14 protein-coding genes are annotated in these 19123 nt (G+C 38.2%); all 14 read right to left on the bottom strand.

Annotated elements, in window-relative coordinates:
- Positions 1–133 precede the first annotated feature (133 nt).
- Complete coding sequence (locus ACFJIZ_RS02250) at positions 134–922, bottom strand: ABC transporter permease (RefSeq protein WP_379090281.1); 789 nt, start codon at positions 920–922, stop codon at positions 134–136.
- 79 nt (positions 923–1001) lie between these two features.
- Entirely contained in the window at positions 1002–3419 is a 2418-nt protein-coding gene (locus ACFJIZ_RS02245; protein ID WP_379090279.1) for an ABC transporter permease, read from the bottom strand.
- Between the two features lie 72 nt (positions 3420–3491).
- The gene (locus ACFJIZ_RS02240; RefSeq protein WP_379090277.1) at positions 3492–4169 is read right to left on the bottom strand and encodes an ABC transporter ATP-binding protein; all 678 of its coding nucleotides are present in this window, start codon (positions 4167–4169) and stop codon (positions 3492–3494) included.
- A gap of 143 nt (positions 4170–4312) precedes the next feature.
- On the bottom strand, positions 4313–6028 hold the full coding sequence (locus tag ACFJIZ_RS02235) for an FtsX-like permease family protein (RefSeq protein ID WP_379090275.1): 1716 nt from the start codon (positions 6026–6028) through the stop codon (positions 4313–4315).
- 80 nt (positions 6029–6108) lie between these two features.
- Positions 6109–6705, bottom strand: coding sequence for an ABC transporter permease (locus tag ACFJIZ_RS02230; RefSeq protein WP_379090273.1), 597 nt, complete (start codon positions 6703–6705; stop codon positions 6109–6111).
- Positions 6706–6858: 153 nt separating this feature from the next.
- Positions 6859–8334, bottom strand: a complete 1476-nt coding sequence (locus ACFJIZ_RS02225) for an FtsX-like permease family protein (RefSeq protein WP_379093844.1) — start codon at positions 8332–8334, stop codon at positions 6859–6861.
- A 44-nt stretch (positions 8335–8378) separates the two neighbouring features.
- The gene (locus tag ACFJIZ_RS02220) at positions 8379–9248 is read right to left on the bottom strand and encodes an ABC transporter permease (RefSeq protein WP_379090271.1); all 870 of its coding nucleotides are present in this window, start codon (positions 9246–9248) and stop codon (positions 8379–8381) included.
- Between the two features lie 80 nt (positions 9249–9328).
- The gene (locus ACFJIZ_RS02215; protein WP_379090269.1) at positions 9329–11692 is read right to left on the bottom strand and encodes an FtsX-like permease family protein; all 2364 of its coding nucleotides are present in this window, start codon (positions 11690–11692) and stop codon (positions 9329–9331) included.
- Positions 11693–11779: 87 nt separating this feature from the next.
- The gene (locus tag ACFJIZ_RS02210) at positions 11780–12010 is read right to left on the bottom strand and encodes an ABC transporter permease (RefSeq protein WP_379090267.1); all 231 of its coding nucleotides are present in this window, start codon (positions 12008–12010) and stop codon (positions 11780–11782) included.
- A 5-nt stretch (positions 12011–12015) separates the two neighbouring features.
- A complete protein-coding gene (locus ACFJIZ_RS02205) occupies positions 12016–12858 on the bottom strand; it encodes a hypothetical protein (RefSeq protein WP_379090265.1) in 843 nt (280 codons plus the stop codon).
- A 13-nt stretch (positions 12859–12871) separates the two neighbouring features.
- Positions 12872–13720 (bottom strand): ABC transporter permease, encoded by an 849-nt coding sequence (locus ACFJIZ_RS02200; RefSeq protein ID WP_379093841.1) that lies wholly within the window; start codon positions 13718–13720, stop codon positions 12872–12874.
- A gap of 49 nt (positions 13721–13769) precedes the next feature.
- Positions 13770–14162, bottom strand: coding sequence for an ABC transporter permease (locus tag ACFJIZ_RS02195; RefSeq protein ID WP_379090263.1), 393 nt, complete (start codon positions 14160–14162; stop codon positions 13770–13772).
- Positions 14163–14232: 70 nt separating this feature from the next.
- Positions 14233–16602, bottom strand: a complete 2370-nt coding sequence (locus ACFJIZ_RS02190) for an ABC transporter permease (protein ID WP_379090261.1) — start codon at positions 16600–16602, stop codon at positions 14233–14235.
- Between the two features lie 188 nt (positions 16603–16790).
- Positions 16791–19052 (bottom strand): ABC transporter permease, encoded by a 2262-nt coding sequence (locus tag ACFJIZ_RS02185; protein WP_379090259.1) that lies wholly within the window; start codon positions 19050–19052, stop codon positions 16791–16793.
- Positions 19053–19123: the final 71 nt, after the last annotated feature.

Below are 19123 nucleotides of genomic sequence, written 5' to 3'. Positions count from 1 at the left end.
ACATAAATGCTTTTCTGCTTTGGATTTGGAGAGAAAAACGAATTCAGGTTAAGGTCTTGAACAGGCTCTATAATGATTGTTTGATTGGTAATTCCATCGTTTTTGCTTAAGATCTCTTTGGCCTTGGCAACGGTTAACTTAAAATTGGGTCACTATTGTTAATGGCTCTCTTTGCTTGTTCCTTTAGGTATTCGTCATTAATTTTTTGAGTTAAGGCAGCAATAGCTGTATTGTCATGTAATTTGAGTATTACACTATAACTCACATCCATTTCTTCATCACCATAAGTCTTAAAGTCTATTGCACTGATCATAGACATCTTAAAATAAGACCTATATTTTTGGTCATCCCATACGGCTTTAACAATCAAATCTTCATCTTTAAAGTTTGCACCCCCTTTTCTGGTCAAGGTCTTGTTCACAGGATTGATATCTCCGAAGATTTCTTTGGCTTTGGTAAGGCTGATGGCCACAGCTTTTGGTGTTGTAAAAATATCTTCCATCTTACCATATAGGGCTTTGATCGGATAAGTTTTAAAGAACAGGCTATCGGCACCTGCCATATTGAAATTTGGTTGAAAAGTCTGATGGTTATAAATATAATCTATTGACCTAGGCGTACCACCCCAATTTCCCCTAGTTACAAATTCGACCTGCGGAAAACGTTCTCTGATCATTTTTACAAAATGACCATCAATTAAAGGCTCTTTGATTTCTGCACCATTTTTTGTGCGGTATATACCCACCTGATAGGTTTGTTTTAAAACTGGATCCCATTTGTCGTATCCCGTTTCTTTGTTGATATATAGCAGAATGATAATGAAACCCGTTAATCCAGCAGCCAATCCAAAAATATTGATGGCACTATAAGCTTTGTTTTTCCAAAGGTTTCTCCAAGCGATTTTTAAGTTTAATCTGAACATCTTTTTAAGTTTTAAGTGGTAAGTTTTAAGTTATAAGTGTCAACACTTACAACTTAAAACGTATAACTTGTTCTCTCTTTTATTCATATTTCAAGGCATCTACCGGGTTATTTACCGCAGCTTTTCTGGCTTGTAGGCTCACTGTAAACAAAGCGATCACTACAGAGGTTAGTGTGGCGATCACAAATGGCCATATGGGCATATCAATGCGGTAAGCGAAGCCTGACAACCAGTTTTTAGTTAGAATGTAGGCAATAGGCCAGCTGATCAGATTGGCTGCAACCACCAGGATCAAAAAAGAGCGGTTCAACATGTTGATCATCTGAAAATCTGAAGCCCCCAAGATCTTACGGATCGCAATCTCTTTTGTCCTGCGTTTGGCCATAAAGGTAGAGAGTGCAAATAGCCCTAATAACGACAATACAACCGAAATAATGCTAAACACTACCACCAATTGCATCAATCTATTGGTAGATTTAAGTTGTTCTTTAAAGGCATCTTCAACTGCAGTGTACTGCATCGGGAAATCTGGATATAACTTTTTCCATTCTGCTTGGATTGATTGAAGGGCAGATTGATAGTTTTCGCTATCAAACCGTACCAAAAGATTATTCGTACTCGATGTTCCCCCCAATTGGGTTACTTTATAAATCGTAGGAAGAACGGCTTTATCAAAACCCTCATTGTGGTAATCTTTAATAACCCCTACTACTTGGAAAGTGAATTTTCGTTTGGCATCAACTACATCGTATTGTTTGCCAACTATGTTTTTCCCTAATAGTTTAGCGGCAGTTTCATTTAGCACCACACTGTTAATGGTATCTTGTTTATATTCTGGTGCAAAAATGCGTCCACTTACTACCTGTACACCCAATGCAGGCAAAGCATCCATGGTTACGGTAACTGTGTTTAACTGAAAGTCTTGATTTTTATACCTGATCTCTTCTGGTACATTAAAAGCATTACCCATTACCTGTGTAGTGGTAGCCACATATTTAACCCCAGGAATACGTTTGATCCTTTCGGCAAATGCATCCTCGTAATTGGTAGCGATATTGATCAGTTTGTCTCTGTTAAATCCAAGGTCTTTATTGGCTACATAATCGGTTTGTTTATAGATCACACCAATACCAATGATAAATGTTACAGCGATAATAAACTGGACTACCACCAATCCATTTCTTAAGGCTACGCCACTAAATCCACTTTCGTAATTGCCCTTAAGTACTTTTACAGGATTGTATTTTGACAAGATCCAAGCTGGATAAAAACCCGCCAAGAGTGTGATCAATACAAATACCCCAAACAATTGGATCATCATACTGGCCAATTGTTTGCTATGCCAAAAACTCAGCTGCACATCGAATTGATTGCCAAATGCAGGCAATAAAACCTCAACCAAGATGACGCTGATAAATAGGGCAACTAAACTCTGAATAGCAGACTCCAATAAAAACTGGATTACCAGTTGTTTTTTATAGGCCCCTAATACTTTTTTAACCCCAACTTCTTTGGCCCGCTGTACTGATTGTGCCGTAGCTAAGTTTACAAAGTTGATGACCGACACCAAGAGCAAGAAAACAGAAAGTGCAATAATAGGCTTGATCTTGGTTAACCAATTGACACCCAATGCAGGTTTTGCATGTATCTCTTGAAGAGGAACTGCTTTTAGCCCAGGCGTTTTTCCGTTTTTGTAAAAGTCATTGAATGTTATTTTTCGCTGTATAAATGATGCCTTTTTAAAATCGACATATACTTTTTGTAATGTTTTGTTAATGGATGTGGTATCCAATACCTTATTAGCCAAGGCGTAAATCTGACAATAATTTGAACTGTTGACCTGTTCAGGATCTTTTTCTCTTCGTCCAGTATGCGTTATGGCATTAAAAACCACACTCTCGGCAGTAGGTGGGTCTGCAACAATCCCTGTAATCGTCAGACTTGACCCCTCATCATTGCGCCAGGATACAACCTTTACTTGTTTGCCCAACACCTTGTCTGTACCAAAAAGCTGCATGGCCAAACTCTGTTTAAGTACAATGGTATTTGGGGTGCTAATTGCTGTTGATTGGTCTCCTTGTATAAATTGGTAGGGAAATACCTTAAAGAATAACGAATCTGCATCTTTGATATCCTTTATCATAACAGGGTCTGCATGGTCTACCTTAATAGAGCGGCCATTGCCCCAACCATTGTCAATTTTGGTTACGTATTTAAACTGGGGTACTTTTTCCTTTACCAGATTTCCTATCCTCGAATCACCAATATCTTGCCAATATTGTTTATTGTCGGGGGTAAAAAAATCGTGCCTTTCCCTAAACTGATAAACTTTACTGAGTTCCGAATTCCATTTGTCGTAATTGGCCTCATGGTTGATAAACAAAAGTAACAGTACAAAAGCGGTTAGTCCAATGGCCAAGCCACCAATGTTAATTGCAGCATAAACCTTATTCTTGAATAGGTTGCGTAATGCGATTTTTAGATTTAACTTAAACATTTTTTAAAGATTAATTGAATAATACTATGCTTTAAGGGATAATCTATTACGGTATAGGGGAAAAGGTTAGTCTCAGACTTTTATATCTTCTTTAATTACTCCATCTTCTATCGTTAGGATACGGTTACCATATTGCGCGTTCTTCTCTGAGTGTGTAACCTGAAGAATGGTAATGTTTTCTTCTTCATTTAGCTTTTTAAACAGGTCCATGATCTGCTCGGCCTGTACCGATTGTAGGTTTCCGGTAGGCTCATCAGCCAAGATGATAGAAGGTTGTGCCACCAAGGCTCTTGCAATGCCTACCAATTGTTGCTGACCACCAGAAAGTTGGTTCGGAAATAGGTCTTTCTTGGCTACGATGTTAAAACGGTCTAAGATATCAGCGATACGGCTCTTGCGTTCAGAACTCGGTATTTTTTTGTACAATAATGGGGCTTCTATATTTTCGGCCACGGTCATCTCATCTATTAAATGGTAGGCCTGAAACACAAAACCGATATGGTTGCGGTACAGTTCTATCCTTTTGCGCTCGTTCATCGCTGTCACATCTTCACCCATAAAATTATATTCGCCATAGGTAGGTTCTTCCAGCATGCCCAAAATATTCAACAAAGTAGATTTTCCAGCACCAGATGGCCCCATGATGGACACAAATTCGCCTTGTTTGATCGTTGTAGTTACATGGCGAAGGATGTAGCTCTTTACACCTTTATTGGCGTAGTATTTCTCTATATTTTTTAATTCTATCATTTTCTTGATTGTTAATTTAGTTCATTGGGCATTGGTTCATTGGTTCACTTGTCATTGGTTCATTAGTTCATTGGTTCAATTGTCACTGGTTCATTGGTTAATCACTATTTCCTATTCCCCATTTTCCATTTTACCTCTTCCATCTATTCATATTTCAAGGCATCTATTGTATTTGCCCTCGCTGCATTGTAAGATCTTAGCGTTACCGTAACCAAAGTGATTACCATAGAAATGAACATGGCAATAATAAATGGCCAAATACTCAAATCTATTCGATACTGGAAGCTGGCCAACCATTTCGAAATAAAGATATAAGCTACTGGCCAGGCCACCATATTGGCAATCAACACCATCCATAAAAAGGTACTATTCAACATCTTGATCAGTTCGAAATTTGAAGCTCCCAATACTTTACGAATAGCGATCTCTTTGGTGCGTTGTGTGGCGATGAATGAAATTAAACCAAACAAACCGATAAAAGAAATAAAGATCACCACACCAGCAAAAACCTTAAACAGAACACCCATGATCCGTTCCGTTTGGTAGTAACTGGCAATCTGGTCATCTATAAATTTAACGCTATAGATAGACTCTGGAAAAGTATGGTTAAAGGTATTTTCTATAGATTTAAGGGTGCTAACCATTTCCTTCGATTCCAGTTTGATGGCCATCGTATGGTAATTGTTCAGGTTAGAAAAAATAGCGATCGGCGAAATTGCATCACGTAAAGAAGAGTTGTTAAAATCTTTAACTACACCAACCACTGGGCCTTTACGTCCACTTAAATTGATCATCTTCCCTAAAGCTTCGTTCGGGTTGCTCACGTTCAGTTTTTTCAATAAGGTTTCGTTTACCACAAATTCTTTGGTGGTATCACTTTTGCTTAATTCTTTACCCGCAACAAGCTGTAAACCAAATGTTTCAAAATAATCCTCATCAGCCGTTTTTATATTGACCTGAAAATCTGCATCCTTTGAGCTGTTGTAAGAAAAATTAGTTTCACTATTGTTGCCTGACGAAGGTGCTTCACTACAGAAGCTCACTCTGTTTACACCTGTTTTTTTCAGGATTTCGTCTCTAAAGCTATTGTATTTAAGCTTACTTAAACTATCTGTAGGTACATTGATCAAGGCAATGGCTTTGGTGTCAAAACCTAAAGATTTATCGCGGATGTAGCTCATTTGTTTAATGACCACTAAAGTACTCACGATCAGTATCGCAGTGATGGCAAATTGTACAACAACCAAAGTTTTACGTAGACCAACACCACCAGATTTTGTAGTGCTTACCTTATTTTTTATAGCTAGTGCTGGGCTAAAGCCCGACATGATCATGGCAGGATACAAGCCCGCTAAAAAGCTCACCAGCACCAACATCACCAATAAGAAAATAAAGATAATAGGATGGCCAAACAGACTAAATGAGGTATTAGCACCAAACAGACTTTCCATTCCTGGAAGTGCCAATTCTGCTAATACACAGGCCAACAACAATGCAATTATTGTGATCAAAGTGGTTTCACTCAAAAATTGCCAAATCAACTGGTCGCGTCTGCTACCCATTACTTTTCTTACACCTACTTCTTTAGATCGGCTAATTGCTTGTGCGGTAGCCAAGTTCACAAAGTTGATGCATGCCGTAAGCAAAAGAAACAATCCGATAATGCCTATACCAATCAATTGCTTATATGGGGTTACACTACCCGCAAAATTTCCATACTCACCATTGTGATGGATGTTATTTAATGGCTGAAACCAATGTCCTTCTTTTCCTGGCCCCTTCTCCACATAATGTTTTGTGATAAACTGTGCCAAAGGGCGATTGAGTTGGTCAATCGTAATGCCATTTTTTAACAGCACATAACATTCGGTACTTGAAGAAACGGAGCCCCAACGTTTGCTGTTCTTATGCTGATAACTTGCATAACTAAAAACGATCTTTAAAGGGAAACTACTGTTCTGTGGATTATCCTTAATGATCCTGTTATTTTAAAATCGGTGTTATTGTCAAGATTTATGCTATTTCCAATCGCCTTTCTCCAATCGCCAAAATACGTATTCGCGGTTTTTTCAGACAAGACAACGGTATTAGGGGCAACCAACGACTGGTTGGGCTGCCCTGCCAACCACTGGTAATCGAAAATCTCAAAAAATGAAGGCTCTGCATAGTATACATCTTCAGCTGTTTTGATTTCGGCCTTACCTGCCTGGGCGCGAACTTTGATAATTCCTCCGGCTTGTTGTATGGACGCTACTTTTTCTAATTGCGAAAAATCATTTCGCATGGCTGGTGCCAAAGGTCTAGGTACACCTTGCGAATAAAAATCATTTCCATCTGCATATTTCCAGGTAGAAACAACACGATAGATCCGATCTACATTTTTATAGCCTTTATCGTAGCTGAGTTCGTAATTAACGAATATAAAGATCAGGATACAACTGGCTAGGCCAACTGAGAGGCCAAAAATATTAATGGCAGTGTACCCTTTATATTTCCAAAGGTTTCTTAGGGCTATTTTTAGGTTTAATTTAAACATAAGCTTATGCGGTCAATTGTTCGCAAGCTCTGATGCCAATTTTGTACCAAGCGATACAGAAATTATAAACAACTAAAAATCAACACCTTAAAAAACAACAAAAAATTAATATGTTCATTTTCGTACAATAGCTGTACGTAAGCGGACTACATCTCATTCATACTTCAACGCATCGATGGTATTGGCTACCGCTGCTTTATAAGAACGGATGCTAACTGTTATCAAGGTAATGAACATGGTGATACACATGGCCAATACAAATGGCCAAATGCTCAGCTCTATCCTATAGGCAAAACTCGATAGCCAATTGGAAACAAAAAGGTAGGCCACTGGCCATGCGATCAGGTTAGCGATAAAAACCATCAATAAAAATGAACTGTTGAGCATTTTAACCAATTCGAAAGTACTGGCACCCAACACCTTTCTGATCGCCATTTCCTTAGTTCGCTGAGTGGCCACAAAAGAAATCAGTCCAAAAAGGCCAATAAATGAGATGAAGATGATTACGCCAGCAAACAATTTGAACAATACGCCTGTAATGCGTTCATTCTCGTAATAGTTGTTGATCTTGTCGTTTAAAAAATCTGCTTCGTAAATGCCATTTGGAAAATTAGCATTCCAGATGGTTTCCATCTCTTTCATTACCGGCAAAACTTGCTTGCCTTCTACCTTAACAGCAGCATACCAATACAATCCTTTACGTGGAAATATAGCCAAACCCGAAATATTCTCTTTTAATGATCGATCATTAAAATCTTTAACTACGCCCACAATTGGTAGGTTTCTACCTGTAGCATCAATCATTTTGCCTATGGCATCTTGCGGATTGCTGATGTTTACCTTTTTCAAGAAAGTTTCATTAACCACGTAACCATTAGTGGTATCGCTTTTGGTGTATACTTTTCCGGCTACGAGTGTAAGGTCGAACAATTTAAAGTAGTTTTCGTCTGCACCTACAGTTCTAAGCTCAAAGTCTTTATTTTGGATATTGTTAAAGGTAAAACTTGTTGAATTGATATCATTCGACAAGGGTGGGGCCATACAATAGCTGAGCATTTTAACCCCTGGTAGCTGCATTACTTTGTCTTTGAAGATCTGATGCTTGCTCCTTCCGATACTATCGCCTGGAATACCTACCATTACCACCTGATCGGTACTAAAGCCTAACGACTTCTCTTTCATGTATTTCATCTGATAGACCACTACCAATGTACTGATGATCAAGATAATGGTAATGGAGAATTGGGCTACTACCAGAACTTTGCGCAAGCTCAATCCACCAGTATTCAATACCATCTTATTTTTAATGGCCAAGGCGGGGTCGAAACCAGACATGATCAATGCAGGATAAAATCCAGCTAAGAAACTCACAAAAACCACCAGTAAGGTCATGAACACAAAGATCATTGGATTTCCAAACAAGCTCAACAACACCTTGTTCTTGAACAGGTGGTGCAGCATTGGAAGTGCCAGTTCACTCAATACACAAGCAATAAGCAGCGCCAATAAAACAATCACAAAGGTTTCGGTTAAAAACTGAACAACAAGCTGCTTGCGCTTACCTCCCATTACTTTACGCACGCCTACTTCTTTAGATCGGTTAACCGCTTGCGCCGTATTGAGGTTGATAAAGTTGATGCAGGCGGTTACAATTAAAAATAGGCCAATAATACCTAAGCCATAGATCTGATATTTACTGATGCTTGTTTCAGCAAAATTATCATAACGCTCATCAAAATGGATCCTTCTAAGGGCTGAAGCTGGTTATTTTGATTACCCGAAATTTTACGGTCGTGGTAGTATTTTTTGTTGAACTTCGCCAAAGAAGATTCCAAGCTTGCCTTGTCAAATCCTTCTTTTAACAGCACATAACCGTTAGAGCTAGAATTGACACAATCCCAGCAGTCTGTGCTACCTTCTTGAAGTGTTTTATAGCTGATTACGATGTTTAATGGAAAACTGGTATTAGCTGCCACATCGTCAAATACACCCGTAATTTTTAGGTTGATTTTGGTGCCAAGCGTTATGCTTTTTCCAATTGCATTCTTTGCACTTCCAAAATAGCTGATTGCCCTCGATACCGAAAGCGCGGCTGTATTAGGTTCTTGTAAAGCCTGTAATGGTTGGCCAAATTGCCAATTGATGTTAAATATGTCAAAAAAAGAAGGTTCGGTATAATAAATATCCGTCTGCTTTTTGATTACCTCTTTGCCACTTTGGTCTTTTACATGAACAATACCCCACCTTTTAACCATGGGTGCTATTTTTTCTATACCAGCCAATTCATTTCTAGCCGCAGGTATAAAGGGAATGGGCACTCCTGATGAAAAATCGTCGAAAGCATTGTACTTCCAATGGGTAACCACACGATAGATCCGCTCCTTGTTCTTAAATCCTTTATCGTAACTCATCTGGTAACTGATAAAGACAAAAATGAGGATACAACTGGCCATACCAATGGAAAGGCCCAAGATATTGATCAAGGTATATCCTTTATATTTCCAAAGGTTGCGCAAAGCTATTTTTAGGTTTAGTCTAAACATCTTTTTAAAGGTTTAGGGTTTTGAGGTGGAAGATTTTAGACGCCATAACCCTACGCCTTACAACCCTCTACCTTCAACCTTTATTCATATTTCAAGGCATCAACAGGGTTGGCTTTTACAGCCTTTTTAGCTTGTATACTTACGGTAATAATTGTTAAACAAATGGTAATCAGGGCGCTCAACACAAAAGGCAATAGGGGTACCTCTATCCTATAGGCAAAAGTTGCCAACCATTTTTTTGTCAGCACATGGGCTAATGGCCACGAAATAAGGTTAGCAATCAATACCATTATAAAAAAGGAAGTGTTGATCAATTTGAAGATCTGCAGGTCGCTTGCTCCTAATATTTTGCGGACGGCAATCTCTTTAATCCTGCCATTGGTAATGTATTTGGCAAAAGCAAACAAACCTAATATCGCAATAAAGATGGTAAGCATAGCGGCAGCAAAAAACACAGACTGTAACTGTTCTTGTTTCTGGAAAAGTCTGCCATACATTTCGTCTAAAAACTGATAACGAAAATTGTCTCCATCCAATTTGTTGATATCAGACCATTGCGATTTTAGTGTAGCCAATGCCGCTCCCATCTGACTCTCTTCTATTTTGACCATGATTTCTGTCTTCGCATTGCCACAAGGGTCGTTGATAAGGTAGACGGTTGGTTCTATTGCCTTTTCAAAGCCTTGGGCTTTAAAATCTTTTACTACACCTACAATGTTATAAGCTGTACGGCAACCTCTTATTGTTTTACCAATAGGATTTTTCAGACCATATTTGGCCACTGCTGCTTCATTTAAAATGGCAGAATTTTCTATATCGCTTTTAAAAGCGGTAGAGAAAAACCTTCCTTCTTTGATCTTGATACTCAGTGTTTCGAAATAATCAAAATCCACATCAGCCATATTGATACTATGTTCTTGCCCATCAACAGTATATCCATTATAACCCATTCCACTACCATCAGGTATTGCATTGGCCACGGTTACCGATTTTACACCGGGAATCTTCATGATCCTTTCTCTAATGGGCGCAAAAACTTCAGGTTTAGAAAACATCGTAATGTTTTTAATATACACTACTTGTTCGGCCTTAAAACCTAGATCTTGTGTACGCATGTATTTGAGTTGTGAATTGACAACCAGTAAACCTGTCATAAAAATTACAGCAATACCGAATTGTACCACTAATAAGCTATTTTTAAGCCAATAGCTTTGCCTACTGGTTTGAAAATTTCCTTTTAAAACAGCAGCAGGTTTAAAACCACTCAATACCATTGCGGGGTAAAATCCAGCAATCAGTGTAATAAAAACTAGGATCAAAGGCAATTGCCAAAGCAAACTATTATCCCTGTTCCAGATAGATAGCTCTACCAAAAACAAGGTATTGAATTTAGGCAGTACAAGCTCTGCAAGAATCAGCCCCAATGCTGTAGCGACCAAACATTGCATTAAGATTTCTGTAATGAACTGGATGGTCAACTGAAAGCGATAGGCACCCATTACTTTTTTAACACCAACTTCTTTGGCTCTTTTGGCTGCCTGTGCAATGCTGAGGTTGGTAAAATTGATACATGCGATCACCAAGATTAAAAAGCCCAATACAGATAAAGCGATCAATACTTTATAATTGGCATCATTACCGGCCTTTGGTCTTAGATGTTGGTTTTTTAAAGGATCGATAAAAGCTGTTGTACTGGCAATGTCTGCTTTGTCCATCCCTGCTTTGGACAGCTCAGCCTTATATAAGTTGTTTATTTTCTGCTCTAAATCAGCAATAGCTGTACCAGGTTTAACCTGTATATAGGTATAATAATTGGGTTGCCCGTAATCTTCGCCAACGCCTATTTCGTTGACAATAGAAACAGCATCAAAACTGATATTGGAATGCGGATCTGGTGTAATGCTTCCTGTAACTTTACCACCCATTCCATTAGATTTACCACCAAAAATCACCATTTCAGGCTTATTGTCTTTTTTATGAGGGAAAAGCGTTTGCATAAATTGCTCGCTCAGGTAATATAGAACCTCCCCTCCATTTGGTTTTTGTAGTCCATTTTTTGGAACGAGGTTAAACATCTTGGCCGCTTCATATTCTACAAACAACTGTTGTTTGCTAAAGACGGTGTTCTCAGCTGCAGAAACAGCAAACTCAAAACCTCCCTTTTTCATTTTACCTACTGCAACTACTTCTGGAAAGCGCTCCTTGATTACTTTTGACAATGGTGGTGGGGTAAAGTTTGTCTTAAAGTCTGGGAAAGTTCTGCCAACGATATAGATATTCTCGTAATTCGGATTTTTCTTATCAAAGGTCGTTTCATAAGTAAAATACATCATTACCAAGATAAATGCGGCTAACGCAATGGATAATCCGCCCACATTAATGGCGGTTATCCCTCTATTTCTCCAAAGGTTTCTTAGGGCAATTTTTAGGTTTAGTCTGAACATCTTTTTAAGGTTAAAGGTTTTGAGGTAAAAGGTGGAGGGTTTTAGACGCAATAACCCTACGCCTTATAACCCTCTACCTTCAAGCCTTTATTCGTATTTCAATGCATCTACAGCATTGGCTTTGGCTATTTTAAAGGTCTGCAAGCTTACAGTTAGCACTGCAATAAAAACAGATGCAAAAATGGCAAGTGCAAATGGCCACAAATTTACAGCCGTTTTGTAATCATATTTCTCTAGCCATTTTGTCAATAAGATATAGGCCACCGGAATGGCAATTACATTGGCGATGACCACCAGTTTCATAAAATCTTTATTCAATAGCACTAGGATATCTGAAAGACCTGCACCCAAAACTTTACGGATGCTGATTCTTTACTTCGTTGTTCTGCCATGTATAAAGCCAGTCCGAGTAATCCCAAACAAGAGATAAAAATGGCAAAACCACCAAACAGATTAGAAAGTACACTTAGTAAGTGCTCGCTCTTCAGTTTTTCTGCCATACCCTCGCTTATAAATTGTATTTCTGCCGGATAAGCAGGATTAAGTTGCTGACTTACATTTTTAATGGCTTGGATAGAAGTATTTAAAGGCTGGTTAGGGTTTAACCTCAGCAGCAAAACCTTGCTCGAATTCACATTGTAATAGTAGAGCGTTGGTTCTACTGCTTTACCCAATCGTTCGTTATAGTAATCCTTAACCACACCTACCACTTTTAACGATGGATTATTGCCCCAATTGAGTATAGTGCCTATTGGTGTTTTTAAATTCATCAGTTTTACTGCAGTTTCATTTAACATGACCGAACTGCTTGTATCGGCTGGAAATTTTGGAGAGAAATCTCTTCCGGCTATCAGTTGAGTACCTACGGTTTGTACAAAATCAAAACCAGTACTTCTGTAGTTGATGATAGATTTGTCGGTAACTGCTTTTCCGGGCCAACTGATGTCTCCGGTAATGGAGCCTCCTCGGGTAAATGAACCTGCAAATTCTGAAGCTGTAGTGATCACCCCTTCTTTTTTCAACTGGTTCTTGAACAACTCGAGTTTAGAAGGATTTCTCAACTCGCCCTCTAGATCCAATTGGACCATGCTGTTCTGTTCGAAGCCTAAAGGTTTGTTTTTGAGGAATTGGATCTGGTTATAGATTACAATTGCTGATATGATCATGCAGATTGATAAGCTAAATTGCAAAACCACCAATACTTTTCTGATGGAAAGTGTACCCACAGAGTCCTTTAAAACCTTTCAGTACTTTGATTGGAATAAAAGATGATAAATAGAACGATGGATAGCTGCCCGCCAATAAACCCGTAACCAAAGCCAGACCTACCAAAACTGTCCAAAATAGGTAAGAGCTATAATCGATCTTGATGATGATATCCAATAAGTTATTGAAATATGGAATGGCCAGCTCTAAAAGTGCAAAGGCAACAAACATGGCCAAAAATGATAACAATAGAGATTCTAACATAAATTGCCACATTAATGCACTTCTTGGCGAGCCTAATGCTTTTCTGACCCCAACTTCTCTTGCCCTTTTTTCTGAACGTGCTGTTGACAGGTTCATGTAATTGATACAGGCAATAAAAAGTACACATATACCTAAAAAGGCAAATAATTTTACTTGGTCTATCTTACCTCCAACCAATTTTCCGTTTTCAAACTCATCGTATAAATGCGATTTGCTGATCGGAAATAAAAATGGCTCATAGATATAAGATTTTAGCTCTGGCTCCTTACCGGTAATAAAGTTTTTTAATGAAGCATTAATAGCGGTTAATGAGCTATTTTCTTTGAGTTGGACTATTGTAAAACATTCAATGCTTCCCCAACCGCTGTCTTTTGAATCTGGATCTATCTGCTCATAAAATGACCATGGTTGTAAGGCTTCGAATTGAAGGCTTTGGTTTTTGGGTAGGTCTTCAATTACGGCAGTAACTTTTAGATCTCGCTGGTTATCCCATCTTATAGGCTGGCCCACTGGATTTTCGTTACCAAAAAGTTTTTTTGCAATGGAAGCTGTTAAAATAATGGCATTGGGCTCATTTAATGCAGTTTCCTTGCTCCCATTTATAAAATTATAATTTAGGTACTTTTACAAAAGATGGATCAACATAGCTCGATTTGAGTTTAAATTTATTTTGGTCGCGACTAAATAATTTAACGTTATTGAAATCTACAATGCGGGCTGTATTTTGAACACCTGGAATCTCTTGCATCACTGCTCCTGCCAGTTTGATAGGCACAGCTAAGGTGGTGGCAATTTTACCATTGAACTTTAGGTTAAGTCTGGTAAAATAGATATTATCTACGTTCTTGTATTGCTTGTCATAGCTCCACTCGTAGTTTACATACAGCATCAACATTAAACAACAGGCCAAACCTATTGCAAGGCCACCAATATTGATCAACGAAAAACCTTTATTCTTCCAAAGGTTTCTTAATGCAATTTTTAAGTTTAATCTAAACATAGGGTATAAGGTTTAAGGCATAAGGTTTAGGGTTTAGGCGTAAAAACCTTACGCCTAAACCATTAAGTAATTATTCGTATTTCAAAGCATCAACTGGGTTGGCTTTGGCTACTTTTATAGATTGTATACTTACGGTTAAAACCGCTATTAAAATTGAAATGAAGATCGCCAAGGCAAAAGGCAAAAATGATATGGAAACCCTATATTCAAAAGCAGATAGCCATTTGTTAATAATAACGTAGGCTACTGGCATTGCAATCACATTTGCGATGGCTACCAATTTGATAAAGTCCTTATTTAACAGCGTAAGGATGTTTCCTGTACTGGCTCCTAAAACCTTACGGATACTGATCTCTTTTTTACGTTGCTCTGCCATAAATAAGGCTAAACCAAGCAAGCCTAAGCAAGAGATAAAGATGGCAAATCCGCCAAACCAATTGGAAAGTGTACCTAGCAATTTTTCGTCTTGGAACTTCACTTCAAATGATTCGTTTACAAACTTGCGATTGACAGGATAATCAGGTTCAATTTGCGCAACCAACTCGTCTATGGTAGCTAAAGAAGAGCTCATGTTCTGATTTGGGTTTAAACGTACAAGCATAACTGTAGCATTATCATGGGTATCTAAGTAAAAGATCATTGGTGCCACCTTTTGATAGGCACTTTCTACCACAAAATCTTTAACCACACCTACATTGGTTAGTTTGGTTCCCCAAAACGTAATTGTTGCACCGATCGGCTGTTTTAAGCCCATCATTTTCACGGCTGCCTCATTAAGCATTACATTATTGGTATCACTTTTAAATTTGGTCGAAAGTTCTCTCCCGCTCATTAATTTGGTGCCAATGGTTTCTATAAAGTCATAACCTATGGCTCTGTGATTAAACGAAATCAATTCTTTAGGATTTTTTCCTTCCCACTCTATATTTGTGGTATTGTTTCCGCCTTCAGTAACATCAGAGCTGAATAAGGTTACGTTTGTGGCTGCACCAGATTTCAACAGTTGAGTTTTAAGCAATTCGAGCTTTGAAGCCTCATGCATCTTGCCTTGTATGGCTATTTGTACCAAATTTGATTGATCGTAACCAATAGGCTTATTTTTAACGTAGGTAAGTTGCTGATAGATTACTGCGGTACATACAATTAAGCAGGCGGCAAAAACAAACTGCCCTACTACCAGTACTTTTCTTACAGATACCGATGAATCGGTTTTGATCTTGAGGCCTTTTAATACTTTAACCGGCTCAAAAGAAGATAGATAAAGTGCAGGATAACTTCCGGCAACAAATCCTGTAAAGATCATTAAACTGAACAAGATGATCCAAAACTCACCATTGGTATAATCAATTGTTAATTTGATATTTAATATATTGTTAAAATATGGCAAGCTCACCTCAACCAAGATAAATGCTAAAACCGTAGAGATGAACGTAATAAGTACAGATTCGAGAAAAAATTGACTAATCAGTGATTTACGTGTTGAACCAATCGCTTTACGAACCCCCACTTCTTTTGCCCTACGCTCAGATCGAGCAGTTGATAAATTCATGAAGTTTACACAAGCGATCAACAATATACAGAAGGCCAACAGTAAGAATATTTTAAGTTGATCTATTTTACCACCAACCGACTTACCATTTTCAAAATCGCTATAGAGATGCCATTTAACCAAAGGGTGCAATAGGGCCACTGCTACATTGTCTTTTTGGTTGCGTTTATAAATTCCTTCCATGGCAGCATTTGCTTCTGGAAAAAACTTATTATCCTGTAACTGTACAAGTGTTAAACACATGTTGTTGCCCCAATTGGCCTCTTTTGCCCAAGGTTCTTTTTTTATAAATAATTCCCATGGCATTAAGCATTCGAAAATAATGCTGCTATTGGCTGGTGCATCTTCAATCACTGCCGAAACCTTTAAAACCTCCTGGTTTTCGAATTTTACGGTTTTATTAATCGGGTCTTCATTACCAAAGAGCTTTTCGGCAAAAGACTTGGTTAGAATAATTGTATTGATATCATTTAAAACCTGTGCCGAATTACCTTTAATAAATTTGTAATCTAATATTTTAAGAAAATTTGGATCAGCGAAAACAACCCTACTGCTTAATCTTTTATCCCCAACAGTGATTAAGTTGGTTCGCGGATAAGTTGAATGAGATGCATATTTAACCCCAGGGATTTTTTCCTGAACTTCTCTTGCCATTACATTAGGTGTCCATGACCAGCTGAAGGTTTTACCACTTGCCACAACATTTTGATAAACTACATAGGTTTTATCATTATTTTTAAATTGTTTATCATAGCTCCATTCATAAGCAACATAAATCAACAGTATCATGCAGCTGGCTAAACCGATAGCCAATCCGCCGATATTAATTAAGGAGAAGCCCTTGTTTTTCCAAAGGTTTCGCAATGCGATTTTTAAGTTTAATCTAAACATAGGGTATAAAGTTTAAGGCATAAGGTTTAGGGTTTGGGCGTATAAACCTTACGCCTTTTTCCTTAAACCATTAAGCAATTATTCGTATTTCAAGGCATCAACCGGGTTGGCTTTCGCCGATTTATAGGCTTGGAAACTTACCGTAACCAATGCCATCAATAAAGTTCCGAATGCAGCAATCGGAATGATCACCAACTAAATTCGGTATGGAATTCAAATTTTGTCAACCATTTTTCCATCGCCAGATAACTTAAAGGAGCAGCAATGATGATGGCCACCAAAATCATCTTGATAAACGACACTGACAACAATTGCATCAGGTTAGTTACTGATGCTCCTAAAACTTTCCTCACGCCAAATTCCTTGGTTCTTTGCTCTGCACTATAAGCAACTAAACCAAACAGGCCCAGGCATGAAACAAAAATGGCCAGTCCCCCAAAAAGATTAGACAAAATGCCCAATGTCTTTTCGGTATTGTATTTTTCGGTATAAATCTCGTTTAAGAAATTGATTTCTGTTGGATAAGCCGGATTGATCTCTTTGGTAATTTTGGTAATGAGCTCTATATTTTGTTGAAGACTATTGGCTTCGTTTAAGCGCATGGTAATTGTTCCTGTTCTTCTTTCGTCAAAGAAAACCACCATTGGATTGTTAGACTTGTAGGGCGAATCCCAAACATAATCGTTAAACACACCTATAATATTAAACTTATCGCCAAATACAGTTATTGATTTTCCTATTGGATTGGTATAACCGAAGGTTTTAACTGCAGATGCGCTTACCATTACACTTACAGAATCTGAAGCAAAATTTTTAGAAAAATCTCTTCCTTCTGTGAGTTTAATTCCATTGGTTTTGATGAAATCATACGTAGTTGCCACTTGGTTGAACAGCTGTGTATTATCAACCGTAGTCATCCCATCCCATCTGATATCCATAAAATTAGGTCCACGATGCGACAGTCCAACAGATGATTGGAACATCGAAGTAACAGCCCCAGATTTTAACAGTTGCGCACGATACAATTCATATTTCGTTTTCAGTTCGCCATCTTGCGGTATTTCTACCAATGCATTGATGTCAAAACCTACAGGTTTGTTTTTAATGTACTGGATCTGACGATAGATCACCAGCGTAGAGATGATCAGGATAATGGCAAAACAAAACTGCCCTACTACAAGTACCTGTCTTAAATTGATTGCAAAAAAACTATTCGATTTTACTTTTCTTTTCAGGGTTTGGATTGGATTGAAAGCCGATAGATAAAATGCAGGGTAGCTGCCCGAAATCAGTCCTGTAGCGAACACGATACCCAGAATGCCTATCCAACTCGAAGTATTGAAATAAGACATGTTCAATTTGATGTTGAGCAGGTTATTGAATGTTGGCAAACAAACTTCTAAGAGGGCAATGGCTGCAATTACGGCAATAAAAGTAAGTACGATAGATTCTGTTAAGAATTGCATGATCAACGAAGCTCTGTTGGCTCCTATAGTCTTTTTGATTCCTACCTCTTTTGCACGTTTTTCTGATTTGGCGGTAGCCATGTTCATAAAATTGATACAGGCAATAAGTAAGATACCAAATGCCAAACCCACAAACAAATAGATCTGCTCTATGGCGCCACCCATGCTTTTTCCTTCTTCAAACTCTCCATACAGATGTAATTTAGCCAGAGGGAACAGCATTTGGCCTTGATGGGCATCATTGGTGTTCCTTTTCAGCACACCATATATTTTTTGATTAACCACAGCTAGGTCTGCACCAGGTTTTAACTGCACCAGCGTTAAATAGCTATAGTTTTCCCAACTTAAGGTCCTTGCGCTTTCGTCAATTGTTTCATACAAAGACCAAGGCATCAGGTAATCAAATTTGTTCGAGCTATTATCTGGTTGGTCTTTAATTACCCCAGTTACATTTAGGTCAAATTTATCTCTAAAGCGAACCGATTTATTCAACACGTCGGTGGTTCCAAATAATACTTTGGCAGTACTCTCTGTTAAAACAACCGAGTTTGGGTTATTTAGTGCAGTTTGTTGATCACCTTGTATAAATTGATAATCGTACATTTGGAAAAGGTCTGGCTCAGCAAATTTCGACATCCGTTTGAACGAGTTTTGACCATTGGCAATCAGGTTCTTTTTACCATAATCCATTCTGGCCATATATTTCACCTCTGGTACATCCTGTTTAATTGCAGGGCCAAAGGCCGTTGTAGAACCTTCGAAGGTTTTCGATATTTTGCCACCCTCACTAGGGATATTGGTCATGGTGGTATATACATCTGCCGAATGTTTTGCCTGTTTATCAAAGTTCCATTCGTAGGTTACGTACATCAACAACATTAAACAAGCGGCAAGTCCGATAGACAAACCTATTACATTGATCAACGAAGAAGTTTTGTTCTTCCACAGATTTCGCAACGCGATTTTTAAATTTAATCTGAACATCTTTTTAAGTTTTATGTGGTAAGTCATAAGTTATAAGTATCAATACTTACAACTTAAAACGTATAACTTGT

The sequence above is a fragment of the Pedobacter sp. UC225_65 genome (genome assembly GCF_042698365.1).
In the GTDB taxonomy this organism is placed as follows: domain Bacteria; phylum Bacteroidota; class Bacteroidia; order Sphingobacteriales; family Sphingobacteriaceae; genus Pedobacter.
The sequence above is the reverse complement of the archived record's forward strand: the minus strand, read 5'-3'. Positions and strand labels throughout refer to the sequence as shown.

Bases quoted from the DNA above. Each gene is read 5' to 3' on its own strand.
- ACFJIZ_RS02250 (WP_379090281.1), bottom strand. From the start codon at position 922: ATGTTCAGATTAAACTTAAAAATCGCTTGGAGAAACCTTTGGAAAAAC.
- ACFJIZ_RS02245 (WP_379090279.1), bottom strand. From the start codon at position 3,419: ATGTTTAAGTTAAATCTAAAAATCGCATTACGCAACCTATTCAAGAAT.
- ACFJIZ_RS02240 (WP_379090277.1), bottom strand. From the start codon at position 4,169: ATGATAGAATTAAAAAATATAGAGAAATACTACGCCAATAAAGGTGTA.
- ACFJIZ_RS02230 (WP_379090273.1), bottom strand. From the start codon at position 6,705: ATGTTTAAATTAAACCTAAAAATAGCCCTAAGAAACCTTTGGAAATAT.
- ACFJIZ_RS02220 (WP_379090271.1), bottom strand. From the start codon at position 9,248: ATGTTTAGACTAAACCTAAAAATAGCTTTGCGCAACCTTTGGAAATAT.
- ACFJIZ_RS02215 (WP_379090269.1), bottom strand. From the start codon at position 11,692: ATGTTCAGACTAAACCTAAAAATTGCCCTAAGAAACCTTTGGAGAAAT.
- ACFJIZ_RS02205 (WP_379090265.1), bottom strand. From the start codon at position 12,858: ATGATCATATCAGCAATTGTAATCTATAACCAGATCCAATTCCTCAAA.
- ACFJIZ_RS02195 (WP_379090263.1), bottom strand. From the start codon at position 14,162: ATGTTTAGATTAAACTTAAAAATTGCATTAAGAAACCTTTGGAAGAAT.
- ACFJIZ_RS02190 (WP_379090261.1), bottom strand. From the start codon at position 16,602: ATGTTTAGATTAAACTTAAAAATCGCATTGCGAAACCTTTGGAAAAAC.
- ACFJIZ_RS02185 (WP_379090259.1), bottom strand. From the start codon at position 19,052: ATGTTCAGATTAAATTTAAAAATCGCGTTGCGAAATCTGTGGAAGAAC.